Origin of the sequence: Pseudomonas cichorii (assembly GCF_018343775.1) — a bacterium.
Taxonomy (GTDB): domain Bacteria; phylum Pseudomonadota; class Gammaproteobacteria; order Pseudomonadales; family Pseudomonadaceae; genus Aquipseudomonas; species Aquipseudomonas cichorii.
On the sequence record NZ_CP074349.1, the window covers coordinates 5191170 to 5210787 of the forward strand.

Here is a 19618-nt window from a genome sequence, read left to right on the forward strand (position 1 = left end):
GCCCTTCGACAAGGACGCGTCATGAACACCAGCACCGAACACGCCCGCCTGCTGCGCCTTGCAACGCGGGCATCGCTGCTGGTGGCCAGCACGCTCATCATCGCCAAGGGCGTGGCCTGGTGGTTCAGCGGGTCGGTGAGCCTCCTGGCCGGCCTGACCGATTCGCTGCTGGATGGCGCGGCCTCGTTCCTCAATCTGCTGGCGGTGCATTACGCGCTGCGCCCGGCAGATGAGGATCATCGTTATGGTCACGGCAAGGCTGAAGCGCTGTCGGGCATGGCTCAGGCGCTGTTCATTGCCGTGAGTGCCGGGCTGATCGCCTTTCAGGCCATCGAGCGTATCCAGCATCCCGAGCCCTTGGGCGCGGCAGGACTCGGGATCGCGGTCATGGTGCTGTCACTGATTCTGACCATGGCCTTGCTCTGGCTGCAACACAGGGTCATCAAGGAAACCGGCTCGGCGGCCATCCGCGCCGACTCGCTGCACTACCGCTCCGATCTGCTGCTCAATTTCAGCATTCTGCTGGCTCTGACGCTGACGTTATTCGGCTGGCAACAGCTGGATGCCTACTTCGGACTGGGAATTGCCGTCTACATTCTTTGGAGTGCGTTTCAAATTGCTCGCGAGACGGTATCGGTGCTGATGGACGAAGAGCTGCCGGCCGATGTCAGCCAGCACATGCTGGAACTGGCGTGCGGCGTGCCGGGGGTTCTGGGCGCACATGACCTGCGTACGAGGATTTCCGGCAATCGCTGGTTCGTGCAGTTGCATCTGGAGTTACCGGGGAGTCTGACGCTCAGCGTCGCCCATGGGCTGTGCGATCAGGTGGAAAACGCCATACACCAGCAGTATCCAAAAGCGGAAGTGCTGGTGCATGCCGATCCACAAGAAGTGGTGAAGCAGGCTTCGGCCCGATCAACCTAGTTGACGCTGTAGCCTCGCCCCGCAAGGCAGGCGCCCATCGAGCGACGATAAAGATCCACCACCTCGGCCTGTGGCTGGGAGGTAATGTTCGCCGGATCGAAGCCGCTTTGTTCTACGGCCCAGCGGTAGCATTGGTAACGATCCAGCTCGACCTGCTCAGGGCTTTGGCCATTGAGCGGGTAGGAAACCGGGTCATAACCGTTCTGCGCAGGTGCCTGACTGTAGGTCGGCTGATTCTGCGGCGGGTTGACCACCACATAATCCTGACTGTCGGACTGGTAGGCGTAGTAAGTGCCAGCCGCCAGGAACAGCAGCGAGCTGCCAATCCAGATTTCCTGCGAGTAGGACGGCAGGCTGCGCACGCGCAGGCCATAAGGCGGCGTTACCACCACATAACGCGGGCCTTGCGGGCGATACCAGTAGCCTTGTGAATAGAAATAATCCTGCCCGCGATACGGGATGCGCGAGTAACCGCCGGGAACCCGGTCTATCGTATAACCGGGTCGATACTGCGGGCCTGGGCCCCAGCCATTGCCGCGCCCGTCGGGCCGACCTTCCCAGCGATCATTGGGACGGCCATTACCGGCCGACCAGTTGCGATTGCCACGCGGGTTGTCCTGGTAATAACCCTGACGTGGTTGCTGGGTTTGCCAGGATTCCCGAGGTGCGGTCTGAATCGGCAGATTGTTCTGGTGCTGTTGAAACTGCTGGCGTTCGATCTGCCGTTGCTGGTTTTGCTGGTCCTGGATCTGGCGCTGCTGATTCTGTTGTTGCTGGTAGATTTGCTGTTGCTGCTGGCGCTCGACGTTACGCTGCTGTTGCAACTGATCCTGGATCTGGCGTTGTTGATTCTGTTGCTGCTGGTAGATCTGCTGCTGTTGCTGGCGCTCGACCTGACGCTGCTGATTCTGTTGTTGCTGAATCTGCTGCTGTTGCTGCCGCTCGACCTGAAACTGCTGGTTCTGCTGCTGTTGCTGGATTCTGCGCTGTTGCCCATTGTCCCCGGAACTGCCGCGATACTGGTCCTTGAAGGAGTCATCATCGGCCACAGCATGGGCACTGATGCTCAGACACAGCAGACTTAACCCCGTCAGCTTCCAGATGCCAGATTTCATGCTTTCCTCACTAGGACGCGGGTAGACGTAAATAAGACTGTAAGAGTGGCGCGCCGTTCTGCGTACTTTATCAGGACGCAAAGAAAAGGGGGCCTGATTGGCCCCCTTGAGATACTTCGTCCTGGCGCGACACTTTTGACGTCGGCTCACCTCATACGTCTTCTGGACTGTATGTAGCCCGGGGGCCTGGCCGACCCTGTCGGGTGGGAGGCCGCGACTGCCTGATTGGGCGAGTCGCGCTGGACGCTGTGTCCGGGCAGTGATTCTGTTGAAAAGAATAGACCTGCCGGACCAGCAAAAGATTGCGAAGATTGCTCATAAAAACATTACTTGCGCAATTTTTTACTTCATACCAATAATTCAGCGCAATTCAACTCACAAAGGGGAACATCGTGAGCAAGCTCGACAGATATGACCTGAGCATTTTGGCCGAACTGCAACGCGACGCACGCATTTCCAACCAGGAACTGGCAGAGCGTATCGGGCTGTCGCCATCGCCCTGCTCACGCCGCGTGAAACAACTCGAAGACGACGGCTATATCGTGCGTCAGGTTGCCTTGCTGGATCGCAAGAAGCTCAGCCTGAACCTGACGGCCTATGTGCTGATCGGCATGGATCGCCATACGCCGGAACGATTCGAGCATTTCGAACAACAGATCCGCAACCTGCCTCAGGTGCAGGAATGCAGCCTGGTAACCGGAATGGACGCCGATTATCAATTGAAAGTGGTGGTTCCTGACATGGATCATTACCAGAAACTGCTGCTGGGCCATCTTACCCGTATCGAAGGCGTCACCAGCGTCAAGTCGAGCTTCGTGCTCAATCAGGTGCTGGCCAGCACTGAGTTGCCCTTGACTCATCTGCGCAGTTAGACGGAGTAAACGATGGACCCCGTGCTTTTTGAAGAATGGATGATGACCATTCTGGTCACCATCCTGATTGGTTTCATGGGTTTTATCGTCTGGGATCTGGCGAAAAAGTCCAAGGCTGGCAAATTCGGCACCTTGATTCTGTTCTTCGTGCTGGGCCTGGGCATCATGGCATTCGTGATCAAAAGCCTGGTGATTGCCTATATCGAGAATGGCTCCTGAGAACCTCGATCAATCAAGGCACACACAAACTTGCAGGAGGCAGCTTACTGGCGAAAAAGGCCTGAAAACCGGCAGATATTCTGCGTCTTCTGCGCTGAAGTCGCCAGCAAGCTGCCTCCCACAAAGTGATTTATGACCTTATCAGTCAGGGCTTTATTTCCCGGTACTGCCCCTGATCCAGTCCCTCCAGGGTCCAGTCGCCAATCCTGACCCGCACCAGCCGCAGGGTTGGCAGGCCCACCGCTGCAGTCATGCGCCGCACCTGTCGGTTACGGCCTTCCTTGATGATCAGCTCGAGCCAACGGGTCGGTACGCTCTTGCGAAAGCGTACCGGTGGGTTGCGCGGCCAGAGTTGCGGTTCGTCCAGTTGACGAGCCTCGGCAGGCAAGGTCGGGCCATCGTTGAGTTCGACGCCGTTGCGCAGTTGTTGCAGTTGCTCCTCGGTCGGCTCGCCTTCAACCTGCACCCAATACGTCTTGGGCAGTTTGTGTTTGGGGTCGGCAATCCGCGCCTGAAGCTGGCCGTCATTGGTCAGCAGCAGCAAGCCTTCACTGTCGAGGTCCAGACGCCCGGCCGGGTAAACGCCGGGAATGTCGATAAAGTCCTTGAGCGTTGCCCGGCCTTCGCCATCGCTGAATTGCGTCAGCACATCGAAAGGCTTGTTGAACAGGATGAGTTTGGGTTCGGCTGGCGGCGCCTTGGCGACGCGACGGGCAGCGCCGGGACTTTTGGGAGCTGGACGGCGAGACACTGGACGTTGGGTGCGGGACATGTGGGCTTCAGTGACTTGGACAAACAGAAAGGGCCACTTTAGTGGCCCTTTGCATAAATACCAACACTTAACGGAACGGCGGCTCGTCGAAACTGCGCAGTTTGCGTGAGTGCAACGAGTGCAGCTCGGTGCGCAGCAGGTCCAGGGCCGCGATGCCGATCTTCAAATGCTGGCTGACGGCACGCTCGTAGAAAGCGTTGGCCGAACCCGGCAATTTGATTTCACTGTGCAAAGGCTTGTCCGATACGCAAAGCAATGTGCCGTAAGGTACGCGTAGACGGTAGCCTTGAGCTGCGATGGTGCCACTTTCCATATCCACGGCCACAGCACGGGACAGGTTGATGAGCGGACGTTCCTGAGCCCAGCGCAGTTCCCAGTTACGGTCATCGTAGGTCAGGACCGTGCCTGTGCGCAGACGCTTCTTGAGATCATCGCCACGTTCGCCGGTGATCTGCGCCGCCGATTCCTGCAACGCCAGTTGCACTTCGGCCAGGGCCGGGATCGGAATGTGCGGAGGCAGTACGCGATCCAGAATGCCATCGCGACGCATGTAGGCGTGGGCAAGCACATAGTCACCAATGGTCTGGGACTGACGCAGGCCGCCGCAGTGGCCGATCATCAGCCAGCAATGCGGACGCAGCACCGCCAGGTGATCGGTGATGTTCTTGGCATTGGACGGGCCGACGCCGATATTGACCAGCGTGACACCATGACCATCTTCCGCGATCAGGTGATAGGCCGGCATCTGGTAACGGTGCCAGACCACACTGGCAACAATGGCCTGGGCCTCTTCGACGCCCATGCTCTTGTCGACCACCACATTGCCGGGCAACACCATGCGCACGAAACGCGGGTCGTCGCGCAGTTTTTCCAGGCCATGCAGGATGAACTGGTCAACGTAGCGATGGTAGTTGGTCAGCAGAATCCAGGGCTGCACATGACGCCAGTCACTGCCGGTGTAATGCACCAGACGCCGCAGCGAGAAGTCCACCCGCGCCGCGTCGAACAGTGCCAGCGGCAGCGGATCGGTATTGGCCCAGTCATAAAGGCCATCAGCGATGCCGTCGGTCGCGGCGGACAAGTCGGTGCTGGGGAAAACACGGGCCAGCGCAGCGGCGGTCACGCCGGAGCCTGCCAGTTCATCGCCCTGCTCGACCACGTACGGGTAAGGAATGTTCTGCTCGCTCACGCCCACTTCGATAGTGACGGTGAAATCACTCATCAACGGCCGCAGTTGCTCAAGCAGGTATTTGCGGAATGCCTTGGGGTGGGTCACGGTGACGCTATAGGTGCCGGGCAACTGCACCTTTGCGTAGGCGCGGGTGGTCAGCGGCACATCGCCCTGATAGGCGTAGGTCAGGCGCAATTCCGGGTAGCGGAACAGCGCTCGTTGCTCGGCGTCGGGTTCGACGCGGTCTTTCAGGTAGCGCTTGAGCGCCTGGCTCAATGCACTGGTTGCACGTTCATGCAGTTCTGCGAGCCGCTCCACAGCTTGCTCGGCGCTTTCTACAACAACAAAGGCTTGCGTCACGGTTTAGGTCCTGTCTGATCTTGCAGACCCTCATCCTAACGGGTTCGCGTGCTTATGCCACCTGCGGCGAAGAGCGAGCCAGTAAAGTTTCTGCATCGACACCTACCGGCAAAGCGCCATAAACCCGTCCGGATGACAGCAGTCGACCGGCAATGAAACCATCACTGACAGACGCATTGCCCGCTTCAAGCAGCAGTCTGGCCTGCAAGCCCACCGCGATATCTTCGGTCAGCTGTCGGGCGCGGTACTGGATATCGCGGGTGTCCGTGAATGCGGCTTTCAGTTTTTCGATATGCGCCTTCAGGTGCCGGTCACCATGCCCGTCGCCCAGTTCAGCGAACAGCGCATCCAGCACGCCTGACTCCTTCGACAGCGCCCGCAACACGTCCAGACACTGCACATTGCCGGATCCTTCCCAGATCGAGTTGACCGGCGCTTCGCGATACAGGCGCGGCAGAATGCTGTCTTCGACATAACCGGCGCCGCCCATGCATTCGGCGGCTTCGTTGATCATGGCCGGCGCACGCTTGCAGATCCAGTACTTGCCCACCGCCGTGACCAGCCGCACAAAGCGCGCCTCATGATCGTCATCCAGATGGTCCAGCGCGCGCCCCATGCGCAGGGTCAGCGCCAGCGCGGCTTCGCTTTCCAGTGCCAGGTCGGCCAGCACGTTCTGCATCAACGGCTGCTCGCTGAGCAGTCGCCCACCGACCTTGCGATGGGCGCAGTGGTGCGTGGCCTGGGTCACGGCCTGACGCATCAGGGCGCTGGAACCGATCATGCAGTCGAAACGGGTCATGGCGACCATTTCAATGATGGTCGGCACACCCCGGCCCTCTTCACCAACCATCCAGGCCAGTGCGCCGCGCAGTTCGATTTCGCTGGAGGCGTTGGACCAGTTGCCCAGTTTGTCTTTCAGACGCTGGATATAGAACTCGTTGCGGGTGTCATCCGGCCGATGACGTGGCAGCAGGAAACAGCTCAGGCCCTTGTCGGTCTGCGCCAGGGTCAGGAACGCATCGCACATGGGGGCGGAGCAGAACCACTTGTGGCCCACCAGTTCATAAGCCTGTCCCGGCCCGCCTGCCCCGACCGGATAAGCCCGCGTGGTGTTGGCGCGCACATCGGTGCCGCCCTGTTTCTCGGTCATGGCCATGCCGATGGTTGCACCGGTTTTATGGGCGATACCGACATTACGCGGGTCGTATCGGGTGGACAGGATTTTCGGCAACCATATCTGCGCCAGTTCAGGCTGCAGCCTGAGGGCCGGGACGCTGGCAAAGGTCATGGTCAGTGGGCATCCGCTGCCGGGGTCGGCCTGGGTGTGCAGATAACTCATCGCAGCCCGCGCTACATGGGCACCGGGTTGCGGATCGGTCCATGGCAAAGAGGGAATGCCATGGTCGATGGCAGTGCTCATCAACTGGTGATAAGCCGGGTGAAACTCGACCAGATCGATGCGATTGCCATATCTGTCATGACTGGCGAAGGTCGGCTTGTTCTGATTGGCGAGGAAACCGGCCTCCATGAGAGGTCCGCCCGCCAGGGCACCATAAGCATCGATACGGGGCTCGGCCCAAGCCGCGCCAAAACGTTTTACCCAGGTTTGCAGTGGCAGGTCGATGCGGTAGAGGTTGACGCCGTTCAGTGACGGCGGCTGGTTGGTCACCTGATGGGTTTCGGCGAATTGATGCAGGTTCATGAGTGGCCTCCTGTCTGCGTTTGCAGCAGTGAACCACGCAACAAGAGCTTTAAACAGTGCCGTTCATGACCAATGATCGGGCTTTTTTCCGCCCCTCAGATTCCCCATTGAGCCTTGGCGGCTGGAGCCCTGCGCACGGCGCCCGGTATGCCCATCAACAAAGGCAGGCTCAAGGTGAAGCAACTGCCCTTCCCCGGCTCGGAGCGATGGCTGAGGCTTCCGCCCTGCAATTCGACCAGTTGCCGGCAGATCGCCAGGCCGATTCCCAGTCCGCCATACTCGCGGGTCATGGAGCCATCGACCTGGAAGAAGCGCTGATACAACGTCGCTTCATCCAGTTGGCTGAAGCCTATACCGGTGTCCATCACCTCGACCCGCAGCAGCAGGACATCGTTGTCATGCTGCTGAGACATGGCGCGTACCTTGACCGCGCCTCGCTTGGTGAACTTGATCGCATTGTCCAGCAGGCACTCAAGGCACTGGTACAGCTTGTGAACATCGCCGCGTACGCTTTCCGGCATCTGCTCGTCCAGTTCAAAGCTCAACTCCAGCCCCTTGGCCTGGGCTGCGCCGCGAAAACGGTCACGCAACTGTTCAAACAGGCCGCACGTATCGAAGGCATCGCTTTCGGCATACAGCACACCGGCCTGAAGCTCGGTCAGGGTCAGGATGCCGTTGATCATGCTCATCATGTCCTGAGCGGAGGCAGAGGCCGTTTGCTGATACATCTCCAGCTCGCCGTCCATCGGTACTGTCTGCATCAGCTCCAGTGAACCGATGACCCCATTCATCGGGGTTCGAAGCTCATGGGTCAACGTGGCCAGAAACTCGTCCTTGAGCCGGTTGCTGGTGGCCAGCTGGCGGTTCAGGCGTTCCATGTCCTTGCCGGCTTCCAGCAGGGTCTGCGCCTGTTGCTCGCGGATATGGTTGACTCGGTCAGCCAGCGCCAGCGACAGCAGCGCCATTTCCAGCACTGAACTGATCTGGCTGGCGTACAGGCTAAGAAAGGTATTGGGGATATAACCGAACAGCATCACGGCGTTGACCAGTCCGCCCATCAGAAACACAACCCAGGCCGCCAGGAAGTAGCGAGCGATTCGTACGCCTTTGAGCACCGCTGTGATCCCGGCTGTCAGCATCGCCAGGAAACACGCCAGCACCAGCATCGTCACGCTGCGCAATGCCAGGCCGTAATTGGCAAACAGGGCCAGCAGCACTGCCACCACGGCACCGCCCATCACTGCAATCAACAGAAAATCCAGCCAGCGCGCCAGGGCTCTGGTCTGCAGAAAGCTGCGTGAAAACTGGCTGACGAAAAACACCGAGATCGCCATCAGCAAAGGCGTAGCGGTGTTGGCCCACACCGGGCTGTTCGGCCAGAGATACTCAATAGCGACGCCATTGATAGAGAGCTGATACAGGCCGAACGAGGCGATATAGAGGATGTAATACAGATAACCGGGGTCGCGCACGCTGATATAGATGAACAGGTTGTAGACCAGCATGCCCGTCAACACGCCATAGATCAGCCCCAGGATATAGACCTTGGCGGGCTGTTCTTCCATGTAGGCGTGGCTGGCCCACAGATTGAGCGGTGCCTGGATCGGCCCCTTGCTGGCGATGCGCATATAAACCGTAGTCTGCTTGCCCGGCTGCAGGTCTACCCCGAACACGAAGTTGCCCTGCTTAACGTCGCGGCTTGAAAACGGCAGCATGTCGCCGGTCTTCCAGGCCAGTTGATAGCGCCCGTTGCCGTCCGGTAGATAGACATCCACATGGTCCATCGGTGGATAGGCCAGTTCCAGCAGCCAGTCGGAATGCGGTGCACGGGGATTGGGTTTGTAGAACAGATCGACCTTCAGCCAGAACGCCGAGCGCGAATAGCCCGCGTTGAGTGTTTCACTGTCGAGCACACGAAAGGCTCCCGCCTCGGAGAGGACCCTGTCGATATTCGCCTTGCCACTCACGTCTTCAAAAACCTGAATCTCGCGCCCCAACGGCAAGCTGCGAATGTTTTCATCAAACTCGACGGCATGAGCCAGCAAGGGAAACCAGGCAACCAGCATGATCAGCAAATAGCGCATAAAGCCCCAAGGTAGAACGTCGCTGTCATTTCATCCGTTGATGACGACGCCCCGCAAATTTCTTTCCTTGAAACAGGCAATAGTTCAAAACAGACACGTCAGTATGTGGACCTTGCTTACGCTGATCACCCGACTCTGGCGATAGAAATCACCAGAGACAAAAAGGCTTCAGGAATAACCAAGCATAGCGGTTAATGGCCTATAGTCACTACCGCTTTAAAATAAAAGCAACGGCTCTATCTCGGCACTTGCAGAGCAAACTCAAATATTTCTGTCTTGAGGGCATCATCAGGTTTTCACCTTTGCCCAGAAAAAACCGGAACGACCGACAGCCCGGGAAAGGTTTAGTGATAAGCTCGCGCACCATGAATATCTATAGCTCCCGTCCCGTAGTCCTCTGCCTCAGCGGCCACGATCCCAGCGGTGGTGCTGGCTTGCAGGCCGATATCGAAGCCCTGCTCGCCCAAGGCTGCCATGCTGCTGCGGCCGTGACTGCCCTGACTGTTCAGGACACCGTCAATGTCAGCGACTTTCGCGTTCTCGACCGCGAATGGGTCCTGGCCCAGGCCAATGCGGTCTTCAATGATTCGAGCGTAGCAGCAGTCAAGCTGGGTATGCTGGGTTCGCTGGAAATGGTCGACACCGTTGCCCAATTGCTGATCGAGCACCCCGACTTGCCTGTGGTCTGTGACCCGGTTCTGCGCGCGGGCGGCGGTGGCCAACTGGGCAAGGATGAGGTCGGCTACGCAATGCGTGAGCGCCTGCTTCCACTGTCGACGATTGCCACTCCCAACCTGCCTGAAGCCCGCATCCTGGCCGAACTGCCTGACGGCACGGCCGACGAATGCGCGCAAAAACTGCTGCCATTCTGCGAGAACCTTCTGATCACCGGCGGGCATGGCGATGAGCAGGAAGTGCACAACCGACTGTACACCCGCTGTGGTCAGAGCCACACCTTTATCTGTCAGCGCCTGCCCGGCAGCTATCACGGTTCGGGCTGCACGCTGGCCAGCGCCCTGGCTGGGCGACTGGCTCAGGGAGAAGGCCTGATCAGCGCGGTGCAAACGGCACTGGATTACACCTGGCGAACGTTGCGAGACGCTGAGCAGTTGGGCAAAGGGCAATTCGTGCCTCGCCGCCTGCCGCTGGATTTTGGTTCGTAACGCCCAGCCATGAGGCTCATTCGATGAAACTACGTGGCCTGTATGCCATTACCGACAGCACATTGCTGGCCGGTAAATTCCTGACCTACGTCCAGGCCGCCCTCGACGGTGGCGTGACCCTGCTGCAGTATCGGGACAAGACCAGCGACGAATCACGTCGCCTGCGCGAAGCCAGCGAACTGCTCAAGTTGTGCGAGCAGTACAAGACCCGATTGATCATCAACGACGACGCCGAACTGGCAGCCCGCCTGGGCGTCGGGGTTCATCTTGGGCAAACCGATGGCTCGCTCCCGGATGCCAGGGCACTGCTGGGTCATAAGGCGATTGTCGGGGCCACTTGCCACGGCAAGCTTGAGCTGGCTGAAAAGGCCAAGGCAGACGGTGCCACCTATGTGGCATTCGGGCGTTTTTTCAACTCCCAGACCAAACCCGATGCGCCCGCCGTGCCTTTTGACCTGCTGGATCAGGTGCGCGCCAAAGTGCATCTGCCGATTGCCGTGATTGGCGGCATTACCGTGGAGAACGCCCCGCAACTGGTGGCCCACGGGGCGGATCTGCTGGCGGTGGTTAACGGGCTGTTCGGCGCAGAGAGTCCGCAGGAAGTGACGCAGCGAGCGAAGGCGTTCAATGATCTGTTTCGTGAGTGATTGGCTCGCAAGCTCCCTCCCACGAAGAGCACATTCACTTCAGGCCCGTTCTCTAAACGACCCCGATAACCTTCAGCTCAAAATCAGGCATGCCATTGGCGTTCTCGAGCGCCAGTAACGCCCGTTTGCGATCAACGCCACCGGCGTAACCCGTCAGATCCCCGCCCGCACCAATGACCCGATGGCAAGGCACAATGATCGAAATCGGGTTCTTGCCGTTGGCTGTACCCACCGCACGTGAATGCCCGGGGCTCAAGCCCATTTTTCGGGCCATGGCGCCGTAGGACAGCACTTCGCCATAGGGAATCCGCGCCAATTCGCACCAGACCTGCTCCTGAAAGGACGTCCCCCGAAAACGCAGCGGCACCTCGAAGACCCGACGCTGACCACTGAAAAACTCGGTCAGTTGCTCCTGGGCCTGGCGGATTACTCTTGGGACGGCATGATCGTTGGGCAGCATGACCAGTTGCGGAAAGTATTTCTGGCCGACGAAGTACACGCCGGTCAGCGCATCGTCCTCGGCTCGTAAAGCAACATCGCCCAGCGGGCTAGAAAGCAGATAACCATGAATCATTTTTTGGCCTCCTCACGTTGACGCCAGACATGCACCGTAGCGTAAGCACGCCAGGGAGCCCACTGGCTGGCGTATTCATTGAGCTGGGCGACCGTTGCACAGCCTAGATGTTTCTTGAGTACCGCATCGCCTTCGGGAAAGGCATTGGGCCAGCCCAAGGCGCGCATGGCGATATATTGCACGGTCCATTCACCGATGCCGCGAATATGCCGCAAGGCTGACAGGGTTTCATCCAGAGGCACCAGCGGTTCGAGAATGATGCGCCCTGCCGCCACTTCCTGAGCCACGGAAATAATGGCCTCGGCACGAATCCGGATGATACCTGTGGCAATCAGATCCTCCGCAGCCAGGCAGGCAATCGCTTCAGCCGTCGGGAACGCATGCTGCAGCCCGAAAGGTGCCTCATCCACCGCCGTACCGAAACGCTCGGCGATACGCCCCAGAATCAACCGGGCCTGAGTCACCGATATCTGCTGGCCAACCACCGCCCGAACCGCGATCTCGAAACCCTCGAAAGCGCCCGGTACACGCATGCCCGGCAACCCGGCAACCAGCGGGCCTAAATGGGCATCCACCAGATCAGGCCGACAGCCCGTATCGAACACCCGCCGCACGCGCCCCAATACCTGAGCGATCCCCGACTGAAGAGAGGCCGACACCGTCACCACCAGAGCATGGCGCAATGGCGCATGGCTCACTGTCAGCCAGCCGGCCAGACGGCGACCCGCCTGTTCGACCGTGATCACCCGGGTATAGGACTCGTCATCCACATGCTCGACCCCGGCAATACAACGATGCGCCAGAAACTCCAGCACGCCAGCCCATGAAAAAGGCGGCCGATACGACAACTCGAAACGCATGCTGGCCTCGCCGCCTCGGTTCGTCGTCTTCCTCAAGCGCAACGGGTTGAGGCCATAACGCGCCTGAAAGACATCATTGAAACGCCTGACGCTGCCAAACCCGGAAGCCAGCGCCACTTCAGCCATGGACATGCCTGTATCGGTCAACAGACGCTTGGCGATCAGCAGCCGCTGGGTCTGGGAATAATCGATCATCGACACACCAAACTCGGCCTCGAAGATCCGCCGCAGATGCCGCGAGGTCACGCCAACCCGATCAGACAGGGCATCGAGGCTTCTGCCGCTTAAAAAGCCTTCGTCTATCAAGCGTGCGGCAGCCTGGGCCAAGCGACTGGAGACATCCAGCAAGCCGTGGCCGGGTGCCAGTTCCGGGCGGCAGCGCAGGCACGGACGAAAGCCCGCCTGCTCGGCAGCCGCTGCCGTTGCATAGAAACTGCAATTTCTGGCCAGTGGCTTACGCACCGGGCACATGGGCCGACAATAGATCCCGGTCGTCGATACGCCCATGAAAAACCAACCGTCAAAACGGCGGTCCCGGGCGATAAAGGCCGCATAGCACACATCTGGATCAAGAGTTTTCATGAGGCTGACCCTACTCCTGCGCCGGGAAAAAGTCTGGCTGAATTCGGACATGTGCATCCGGCAGCCATGTGGCATTTGCTATAGTGCGGCTCCCTACGCCTTCAGGCCTCGTGACGTCACCGAAGCAGCCATGCACAGAGCTGCACATTCAGCGTAGAAACGACTTCCAGGTTAAAAAGCAGAGACCCGATCATGTCCCGTTCCGAAACACTCTTCGCCAACGCCCAGAAACACATCCCAGGCGGTGTCAACTCGCCGGTCCGCGCATTCAAGAGCGTTGGCGGCACGCCCCTGTTCTTCAAACATGCTGCCGGCGCTTACGTGACTGACGAAGACGACAAGCGTTATGTCGATTACGTCGGCTCCTGGGGACCGATGATTCTGGGCCACAGCCATCCGCAAGTGCTCGACGCCGTGCGCAGCCAACTGGAACACGGCCTGTCCTATGGTGCACCGACCGCCATGGAAACCGAAATGGCCGACCTGGTCTGCTCACTCGTGCCTTCCATGGAAATGGTACGCATGGTCAGCTCCGGCACCGAAGCGACCATGAGCGCGATTCGCCTGGCCCGTGGCTACACCGGCCGCGACAGCATCATCAAGTTTGAAGGCTGCTACCACGGCCACTCCGACAGCCTGCTGGTAAAAGCTGGCTCCGGCGCACTGACCCTGGGCGTGCCCAGCTCGCCCGGCGTTCCGGCAGCGTTCGCCAAACACACCCTGACCGTACCGTTCAATGACCTGGAAGCCGTCCGCCAGTTGCTGGCCGATGTCGGTCAGGAAGTGGCGTGCATCATCGTCGAGCCGGTCGCGGGCAACATGAACTGTGTTCCGCCTGCACCGGGCTACCTGCAAGGCCTGCGCGCCCTGTGCGACGAACATGGCGTGGTGCTGATCTTCGACGAAGTGATGACCGGTTTCCGCGTGGCACTCGGCGGCGCCCAGGCTTACTACGGCGTGACACCGGACCTGAGCACCTTCGGCAAAATCATTGGCGGCGGCATGCCTGTAGGCTGCTTTGGCGGCAAACGCGAAATCATGTCGCATATCGCACCGCTGGGTCCGGTCTATCAGGCCGGTACGCTGTCGGGCAACCCGCTGGCCATGGCCGCAGGCCTGACAACGTTGCGCCTGATCAGCCGCGAAGGCTTCCACGATGAGCTGAGCGACTACACGCGCCGCCTGCTCGAAGGCTTGCAGCAACGTGCCGACGCGGCGGGTATCCCGTTCGTGACCACTCAGGCGGGCGGCATGTTTGGCCTGTATTTCAGTGACGCCAAGGAAATCGTGACCTTCCAGGACGTCATGACCAGCGATGCCGACCGCTTCAAACGCTTCTTCCACCTGATGCTGGAAGGCGGCGTATACCTTGCGCCAAGCGCATTTGAAGCCGGCTTCACCTCCATCGCTCATGGCGAAGCGGAGCTGAAACTGACCCTGGATGCTGCCGAAAAAGCGTTCGCTGCGCTGAAATAAGCTAATGTAGGAACGAATTCATTCGTGAATAATTTTTTTCGCGAATGAATTCGCTCCTACGGGGTGTTAAATCAGCCCGTGCAGCAGAAAATCCGTAAAGACTTTGTAAGGTTGGCCCTGCTTATTTCATAATGGCCAGCCAGCACGTTTCGCTGGACGGGCAAGCCCGCACCTTTTTCAGAGGTAAGTCGACTCCCATGAACCGCACCGGCCGCACCCTTGCATTGGGCTGCCTGTTGCTTGTCTATCCCCTGCTGACCAATGCAGGGAGCAACTCGTTGTTAATCCCAGCGGTGGGTCGTTGTACCCTCAATACTCAGCCCGAGAATCTTCCGGCTGCGCTTTCGGCATGCCAGCAAGCTGCACAATCGGGGGATGCACAAGCGCAATACGAGCTGGGCGAGTTCTATTACGAAGGCCAGAACACCCCTCGTGACCTGCCACAGGCGCTGAACTATTTCGAGCAGGCGTCGTTGCTGGGCCATGCGCAGGCGCAGTATCAGTTGGGCTTGATGTTCGCCCGCGGCGAAGGCGTGCAGGCCAATAACATTCAGGCGTATATCGTGCTGAAGATGGCGGCGGTCAATGGCTCGGAAGAAGCGCTGGATGCGGCGGACGAAGTATCGGCCAAGATGAAGCGCGACGAACTGGAAGTCGCGACCCAGGTGCTGGGCCAGATCTTCCGCAAATACCTGATGGAACTGCAAACCGCTGAAGGGCGCAGCCCGTTCTCGCCACTGCCCTGATCGAATCGCTTCAGGGCAGGCTTTCCTTACTGTTCTACTGCTTTCTACTTTTCAGGCATTGGCATCGGAAACGGCATTACATTGCCACCTCCACGCGCCTCGCTGATCTTTGGCGTACCCATGCGCTCGACCTCGTCGATACGCACAATCGAATGCATCGGCACGAAACTGCGCACCACGCCCTCGAACTGTGCCTTGAGCTTTTCTTCGCTGGGATCAACCACGACAGTCGTGCGCTCGCCGAAGACGAACTCTTCCACTTCCAGAAATCCCCACAGATCGCTCTGATAGATCTGCTTGGCGTACATCTCGAACACCTGGCCCTGGTTGAGGAAAATAACCTTGTAGATTGGAGCTTCGCGTTTGGTCATAAAAGCCGGATAACGATCGGGGATTGAAAAAAGGGCACGAACTATAGCATGCCCATCGGACAGCCAACGCTAGGAACCCGTGAGCATCGTCCCTATAATGCGCGGTTCTTTGAATCCGCTGATGATCACGCATGGCCAAGAAGCTTTATATCGAAACCCACGGTTGCCAGATGAACGAGTACGACAGCTCGCGCATGGTCGATCTGCTGGGCGAACATCAAGCCCTGGAAGTCACCGCTCGCGCGGAAGATGCCGACGTGATCCTGCTCAATACCTGCTCGATTCGCGAGCGAGCCCAGGATCGGGTCTACTCCCAACTGGGTCGCTGGCGTGAACTGAAGCTGGCCAACCCAGAGATGGTCATCGCTGTCGGTGGTTGCGTCGCCAGTCAGGAAGGCGCGGCCATTCGTGATCGCGCTCCTTACGTGGACGTGGTCTTCGGCCCGCAAACCCTGCACCGCCTGCCGGAAATGATCGACACCGCACGCATCACCCGCCTGCCTCAGGTGGATGTGTCGTTCCCGGAAATCGAGAAATTCGACCACCTGCCCGAGCCGCGCATCGACGGGCCAAGTGCCTATGTGTCGGTGATGGAAGGTTGCAGCAAGTACTGCACGTTCTGCGTCGTGCCTTATACCCGTGGTGAAGAAGTCAGCCGTCCGTTCGATGACGTACTGGCAGAAGTCATTCACCTGGCCGAAAACGGCGTGCGTGAAATCACGCTGCTGGGCCAGAACGTCAACGGCTATCGCGGCACGACCCATGACGGCCGCGTCGCCGATCTGGCCGACCTGATCCGCGTGGTTGCGGCAGTCGATGGTATCGACCGCATCCGCTACACCACTTCACACCCTCTGGAGTTTTCCGACAGCCTGATCCAGGCCCACGCCGAAGTGCCGGAACTGGTCAAACACCTGCACCTGCCGGTGCAATCAGGCTCCGACCGTGTCCTGGCGGCCATGAAGCGCAATCACACCACGCTGGAATACAAATCCAAGCTGCGCAAACTCAAGGCTGCCGTGCCGGGTATCAGCATCAGTTCGGACTTCATCGTCGGCTTTCCGGGCGAAACCGAGAAAGACTTCGAGAACACCATGAAGCTGATCCAGGACGTGGGTTTCGATTTTTCGTTCTCGTTCATCTACAGCCCGCGCCCTGGTACGCCAGCCGCCGATCTGAAAGACGACACCCCGGAAGCCCTCAAAAAGGAACGCCTGGCGGCCCTGCAACATCGTCTCAACCAGCAGGGTTTCGAGATCAGCCGACAAATGGTCGGCAGCACCCAGCGCATCCTGGTGACCGATTACTCGAAAAAGGACCCCGGCGAGTTGCAAGGGCGCACCGAAAACAACCGGATCGTCAACTTTCGCTGCGACAACCCCAAGCTGATCGGGCAATTCGCCGATGTGCACATTGACGATGCACAGCCGCATTCGCTGCGTGGTTCGCTGTTGCAGTAGGGTTTTCTTCGCGAATGAATTCGCTCCTACGGATGGCCCGCTGGGGGCGAATTCATTTGCGAACGACGTCAGACCTTTCGCCCAAAGTTCTCTAGGGGTATTCTTCAATTCAACTCAACTGCCGTCGGGCGGCTAAAAACGACCTTGAACGCTCCCACAGAACCTCATCGCTTCATCCTCGAACCTTTCGAGGCCCATCGTTTCGCCAACTTGTGCGGGCAACTCGACGAGCATCTGCGCTTGATCGAACAACGCCTGGACATCGAGATCCGCAATCGCGGCAATCAATTCGAGCTCATTGGCGAGTCCCGGCAAACCACCTCGGCTGAAAACCTTCTGCGCCGCCTGTACCGTGAAACCAAAGGTACGGACCTGACGCCAGACATGGTTCACCTGTTCCTGCAGGAATCCGGTGTCGACGGGCTGGACAACCATCCGGCCGCCGAAGTGGGCGTGGCCCTGCGCACCAAGAAAGGCATGATTCGCCCACGCGGCTTGAATCAGCAGCGTTACGTCAAGGAAATACTCGGGAACGACATCAACTTCGGCATCGGCCCTGCGGGGACCGGCAAGACCTATCTGGCCGTCGCCTGTGCGGTGGATGCCCTGGAGCGCGAGCAGATCCGCCGCATCCTGCTGGTGCGTCCGGCCGTGGAAGCGGGTGAAAAGCTCGGCTTCCTGCCCGGCGACCTGGCCCAGAAGATCGACCCCTATCTGCGCCCGCTCTACGACGCCCTCTACGAAATGCTGGGCTTCGAATACGTCGCCAAGCTGATCGAGAAGCAGGTCATTGAAGTTGCACCGCTGGCCTACATGCGCGGACGCACCCTTAATAACAGCTTCATCATTCTCGACGAAAGTCAGAACACCACCGTCGAGCAGATGAAAATGTTCCTGACCCGTATTGGCTTTGGCTCTACCGCCGTCATCACGGGTGACATTACCCAGGTCGACCTGCCCAAGGGCACGAAGTCGGGCCTGACTCATGTCATCGATGTTCTCAAGGACGTACCGGGCATCAGCTTCACCCATTTCAAACCCAAGGACGTGGTTCGCCATCCGCTGGTGCAGCGCATCGTCGAAGCCTATGAGCGCTTCGATGACCGTTTCAGCGACACGCAGAGCAGCAGCGTCAATTCCTCACGGGACAGCCGCCGCGATGCTTGAGCTGGATCTGCAACTGGCAAGCGAAACCAAAGCCCCCAGCGAAGCCCAGTTCCGCCTCTGGTGCGAAATGGGCCTGCGCCAGCGCAGCGCCGATTCGGAGCTGACCATCCGTCTGGTCGACGAACCCGAAGGGCGCGAACTTAATCACACATGGCGGCACAAAGATTACGCCACCAACGTGCTTTCCTTTCCTGCGGACGTGCCCGACGACATGCTGGACATCCCGCTGCTGGGCGATCTGGTCATCTGCGTGCCGGTGGTCAATCGCGAAGCACAGGAACAAGGCAAGGCCGTTGATGCGCATTGGGCGCACATGGTCATTCACGGCTGCCTTCATCTGCTTGGTTACGACCATATCGACGATGAAGAGGCCGAAGAAATGGAAGCACTGGAACGAACGTTGCTTGAGGAACTGGGCTATCCGGATCCTTATGCAGACGACGAAAGCGCCGAACATCAACCTTCAGAAACGACAAGCAAGGATCACGAGTAAGGGCTATGAGCGAAGACCGATCGAGCAACGGACAAAAGTCATGGCTGGGTAAACTGACCCAGGCTTTTGTCCACGAGCCGAAAAACCGCCAGGAGCTGCTTGAGCTGCTACGCGAAGCCCAACAGAACAAACTGCTGGACAGCGAAGCGCTGGCCATTGTCGAAGGGGCCATTCAGGTGGCTGACCTGCAAGTACGCGACATCATGGTGCCGCGCTCGCAGATGATCAGCATCAAGGCGACCCAGACACCCCGCGAATTCCTGCCAGCTGTCATCGATGCCGCACATTCGCGCTATCCGGTGATCGGCGAAAGCCACGACGACGTGCTCGGCGTGCTGCTGGCCAAGGATCTGCTGCCGCTGATCCTCAAGGCCGACGGCGACAGCGACGACATCAAGAGCCTGCTGCGCCCGGCGACATTCGTCCCCGAGTCCAAGCGCCTCAACGTGCTGCTGCGCGAGTTCCGCGCCAACCACAACCACATGGCCATCGTCATTGACGAATACGGCGGTGTGGCCGGTCTGGTGACCATCGAAGACGTGCTGGAACAGATCGTCGGCGACATCGAGGACGAGCATGACGTCGAAGAGGACAGCTACATCAAACCGCTGCCCAGCGGCGACTTTCTGGTCAAGGCCCTGACTCCCATCGAGAGCTTCAACGAGTTCTTCGACAGCGAATTCTCCGATGACGAATTCGATACGGTCGGCGGGCTGGTCATGAATGCATTCGGTCATTTGCCCAAGCGCAACGAAATCACCGAAATCGGTGCCTATCGTTTCCGTGTCCTGAGCGCTGACAGCCGTCGCATTCACTTACTACGCCTGAGCCCTATCTCTCGCCCGTAACGCTTCAAGGAA

The 19618-nt window shown here is 59.0% G+C and carries 19 protein-coding genes and 1 pseudogene; 12 read left to right on the forward strand and 8 right to left on the reverse strand.

Translation table 11 applies throughout. From position 1 onward, the window contains the following. Positions 1-21: 21 nt before the first annotated feature. Positions 22-924: a cation diffusion facilitator family transporter gene (locus KGD89_RS22090; RefSeq protein ID WP_025261937.1), complete on the forward strand. Its 903-nt coding sequence runs from the start codon at positions 22-24 to the stop codon at positions 922-924. Here KGD89_RS22090 and KGD89_RS26245 read toward each other — a convergent pair. Beyond that, positions 921-1643 carry a DUF6515 family protein gene (locus KGD89_RS26245; protein ID WP_038400613.1) on the reverse strand — a complete coding sequence of 241 codons (723 nt, stop codon included), beginning with the start codon at positions 1641-1643 and terminating at the stop codon, positions 921-923. The genes KGD89_RS22090 and KGD89_RS26245 overlap by 4 nt on opposite strands. On the opposite strand from KGD89_RS26245, the pseudogene KGD89_RS26500 reads away from it, so the two are divergent. The 3 genes and pseudogenes from KGD89_RS26500 to KGD89_RS22105 form a co-directional block, all read left to right on the forward strand. After that, a pseudogene (locus tag KGD89_RS26500) lies at positions 1632-2081 on the forward strand (hypothetical protein); the annotation flags it as partial. The gene KGD89_RS26245 and the pseudogene KGD89_RS26500 overlap by 12 nt on opposite strands. A gap of 350 nt (positions 2082-2431) precedes the next feature. Continuing rightward, positions 2432-2911 (forward strand): Lrp/AsnC family transcriptional regulator, encoded by a 480-nt coding sequence (locus KGD89_RS22100; protein ID WP_025261939.1) that lies wholly within the window; start codon positions 2432-2434, stop codon positions 2909-2911. Positions 2912-2923: 12 nt separating this feature from the next. After that, complete coding sequence (locus tag KGD89_RS22105) at positions 2924-3130, forward strand: DUF2788 domain-containing protein (protein ID WP_025261940.1); 207 nt, start codon at positions 2924-2926, stop codon at positions 3128-3130. 145 nt (positions 3131-3275) lie between these two features. On the opposite strand, the gene KGD89_RS22110 is transcribed toward KGD89_RS22105, so the two are convergent. From KGD89_RS22110 to KGD89_RS22125, 4 genes are all read right to left on the reverse strand, one after another. Further along, complete coding sequence (locus tag KGD89_RS22110; RefSeq protein WP_025261941.1) at positions 3276-3902, reverse strand: rRNA large subunit pseudouridine synthase E; 627 nt, start codon at positions 3900-3902, stop codon at positions 3276-3278. Between the two features lie 67 nt (positions 3903-3969). Continuing rightward, positions 3970-5433: an AMP nucleosidase gene (gene amn / locus KGD89_RS22115; RefSeq protein WP_025261942.1), complete on the reverse strand. Its 1464-nt coding sequence runs from the start codon at positions 5431-5433 to the stop codon at positions 3970-3972. Positions 5434-5485: 52 nt separating this feature from the next. Further along, positions 5486-7135: an acyl-CoA dehydrogenase family protein gene (locus KGD89_RS22120; RefSeq protein ID WP_025261943.1), complete on the reverse strand. Its 1650-nt coding sequence runs from the start codon at positions 7133-7135 to the stop codon at positions 5486-5488. 95 nt (positions 7136-7230) lie between these two features. Further along, positions 7231-9219 (reverse strand): 7TMR-DISM family protein, encoded by a 1989-nt coding sequence (locus KGD89_RS22125; RefSeq protein ID WP_025261944.1) that lies wholly within the window; start codon positions 9217-9219, stop codon positions 7231-7233. 365 nt (positions 9220-9584) lie between these two features. Here KGD89_RS22125 and KGD89_RS22130 point away from each other — a divergent pair, with 365 nt between their 5' ends. Together KGD89_RS22130 and thiE are read left to right on the forward strand one after the other, a co-directional pair. Further along, positions 9585-10382 (forward strand): hydroxymethylpyrimidine/phosphomethylpyrimidine kinase, encoded by a 798-nt coding sequence (locus tag KGD89_RS22130; protein ID WP_025261945.1) that lies wholly within the window; start codon positions 9585-9587, stop codon positions 10380-10382. A gap of 23 nt (positions 10383-10405) precedes the next feature. Further along, the gene (gene thiE / locus KGD89_RS22135) at positions 10406-11029 is read left to right on the forward strand and encodes a thiamine phosphate synthase (RefSeq protein WP_025261946.1); all 624 of its coding nucleotides are present in this window, start codon (positions 10406-10408) and stop codon (positions 11027-11029) included. A 52-nt stretch (positions 11030-11081) separates the two neighbouring features. Here thiE and KGD89_RS22140 read toward each other — a convergent pair whose 3' ends face one another. Both KGD89_RS22140 and KGD89_RS22145 read right to left on the reverse strand, forming a co-directional pair. After that, a complete protein-coding gene (locus tag KGD89_RS22140) occupies positions 11082-11603 on the reverse strand; it encodes a methylated-DNA--[protein]-cysteine S-methyltransferase (RefSeq protein WP_025261947.1) in 522 nt (173 codons plus the stop codon). Beyond that, a complete protein-coding gene (locus KGD89_RS22145; RefSeq protein WP_025261948.1) occupies positions 11600-13045 on the reverse strand; it encodes an AlkA N-terminal domain-containing protein in 1446 nt (481 codons plus the stop codon). Before KGD89_RS22145 ends, KGD89_RS22140 begins: the two co-directional genes overlap by 4 nt. Before the next feature lie 192 nt (positions 13046-13237). On the opposite strand from KGD89_RS22145, the gene hemL reads away from it, so the two are divergent. Together hemL and KGD89_RS22155 are read left to right on the forward strand one after the other, a co-directional pair. Then, positions 13238-14521, forward strand: a complete 1284-nt coding sequence (gene hemL / locus KGD89_RS22150; protein WP_025261949.1) for a glutamate-1-semialdehyde 2,1-aminomutase — start codon at positions 13238-13240, stop codon at positions 14519-14521. Positions 14522-14718: 197 nt separating this feature from the next. Further along, a complete protein-coding gene (locus KGD89_RS22155; RefSeq protein ID WP_025261950.1) occupies positions 14719-15267 on the forward strand; it encodes a tetratricopeptide repeat protein in 549 nt (182 codons plus the stop codon). Between the two features lie 44 nt (positions 15268-15311). Here the strand turns inward: KGD89_RS22155 and KGD89_RS22160 are convergent, their stop codons facing one another. Next, entirely contained in the window at positions 15312-15638 is a 327-nt protein-coding gene (locus KGD89_RS22160) for a DUF1820 family protein (RefSeq protein WP_025261951.1), read from the reverse strand. 131 nt (positions 15639-15769) lie between these two features. Between KGD89_RS22160 and miaB the strand changes: the two genes are divergently transcribed. The 4 genes from miaB (at position 15770) to KGD89_RS22180 (ending at position 19606) form a co-directional block, all read left to right on the forward strand. After that, positions 15770-17098 carry a tRNA (N6-isopentenyl adenosine(37)-C2)-methylthiotransferase MiaB gene (gene miaB, locus KGD89_RS22165; RefSeq protein WP_025261952.1) on the forward strand — a complete coding sequence of 443 codons (1329 nt, stop codon included), beginning with the start codon at positions 15770-15772 and terminating at the stop codon, positions 17096-17098. Positions 17099-17242: 144 nt separating this feature from the next. Then, complete coding sequence (locus KGD89_RS22170; protein WP_025261953.1) at positions 17243-18265, forward strand: PhoH family protein; 1023 nt, start codon at positions 17243-17245, stop codon at positions 18263-18265. Next, the gene (ybeY, locus tag KGD89_RS22175; protein ID WP_025261954.1) at positions 18258-18758 is read left to right on the forward strand and encodes an rRNA maturation RNase YbeY; all 501 of its coding nucleotides are present in this window, start codon (positions 18258-18260) and stop codon (positions 18756-18758) included. The genes KGD89_RS22170 and ybeY overlap by 8 nt, the downstream gene beginning before the upstream one ends. Positions 18759-18763: 5 nt before the next feature. Continuing rightward, positions 18764-19606, forward strand: a complete 843-nt coding sequence (locus KGD89_RS22180) for an HlyC/CorC family transporter (protein ID WP_025261955.1) — start codon at positions 18764-18766, stop codon at positions 19604-19606. Positions 19607-19618: the final 12 nt, after the last annotated feature.

Excerpts from the sequence above, each read along its gene's own strand:
- hemL (WP_025261949.1), top strand. The coding sequence starts at position 13,238 with ATGTCCCGTTCCGAAACACTCTTCGCCAACGCCCAGAAACACATCCCA.
- KGD89_RS22140 (WP_025261947.1), bottom strand. The coding sequence starts at position 11,603 with ATGATTCATGGTTATCTGCTTTCTAGCCCGCTGGGCGATGTTGCTTTA.
- KGD89_RS22180 (WP_025261955.1), top strand. The coding sequence starts at position 18,764 with ATGAGCGAAGACCGATCGAGCAACGGACAAAAGTCATGGCTGGGTAAA.
- KGD89_RS22145 (WP_025261948.1), bottom strand. The coding sequence starts at position 13,045 with ATGAAAACTCTTGATCCAGATGTGTGCTATGCGGCCTTTATCGCCCGG.
- thiE (WP_025261946.1), top strand. The coding sequence starts at position 10,406 with ATGAAACTACGTGGCCTGTATGCCATTACCGACAGCACATTGCTGGCC.
- KGD89_RS22125 (WP_025261944.1), bottom strand. The coding sequence starts at position 9,219 with ATGCGCTATTTGCTGATCATGCTGGTTGCCTGGTTTCCCTTGCTGGCT.
- ybeY (WP_025261954.1), top strand. The coding sequence starts at position 18,258 with ATGCTTGAGCTGGATCTGCAACTGGCAAGCGAAACCAAAGCCCCCAGC.
- KGD89_RS22120 (WP_025261943.1), bottom strand. The coding sequence starts at position 7,135 with ATGAACCTGCATCAATTCGCCGAAACCCATCAGGTGACCAACCAGCCG.
- KGD89_RS22155 (WP_025261950.1), top strand. The coding sequence starts at position 14,719 with ATGAACCGCACCGGCCGCACCCTTGCATTGGGCTGCCTGTTGCTTGTC.
- miaB (WP_025261952.1), top strand. The coding sequence starts at position 15,770 with ATGGCCAAGAAGCTTTATATCGAAACCCACGGTTGCCAGATGAACGAG.
- KGD89_RS22160 (WP_025261951.1), bottom strand. The coding sequence starts at position 15,638 with ATGACCAAACGCGAAGCTCCAATCTACAAGGTTATTTTCCTCAACCAG.
- KGD89_RS22110 (WP_025261941.1), bottom strand. The coding sequence starts at position 3,902 with ATGTCCCGCACCCAACGTCCAGTGTCTCGCCGTCCAGCTCCCAAAAGT.
- KGD89_RS22090 (WP_025261937.1), top strand. The coding sequence starts at position 22 with ATGAACACCAGCACCGAACACGCCCGCCTGCTGCGCCTTGCAACGCGG.
- KGD89_RS22105 (WP_025261940.1), top strand. The coding sequence starts at position 2,924 with ATGGACCCCGTGCTTTTTGAAGAATGGATGATGACCATTCTGGTCACC.
- KGD89_RS22130 (WP_025261945.1), top strand. The coding sequence starts at position 9,585 with ATGAATATCTATAGCTCCCGTCCCGTAGTCCTCTGCCTCAGCGGCCAC.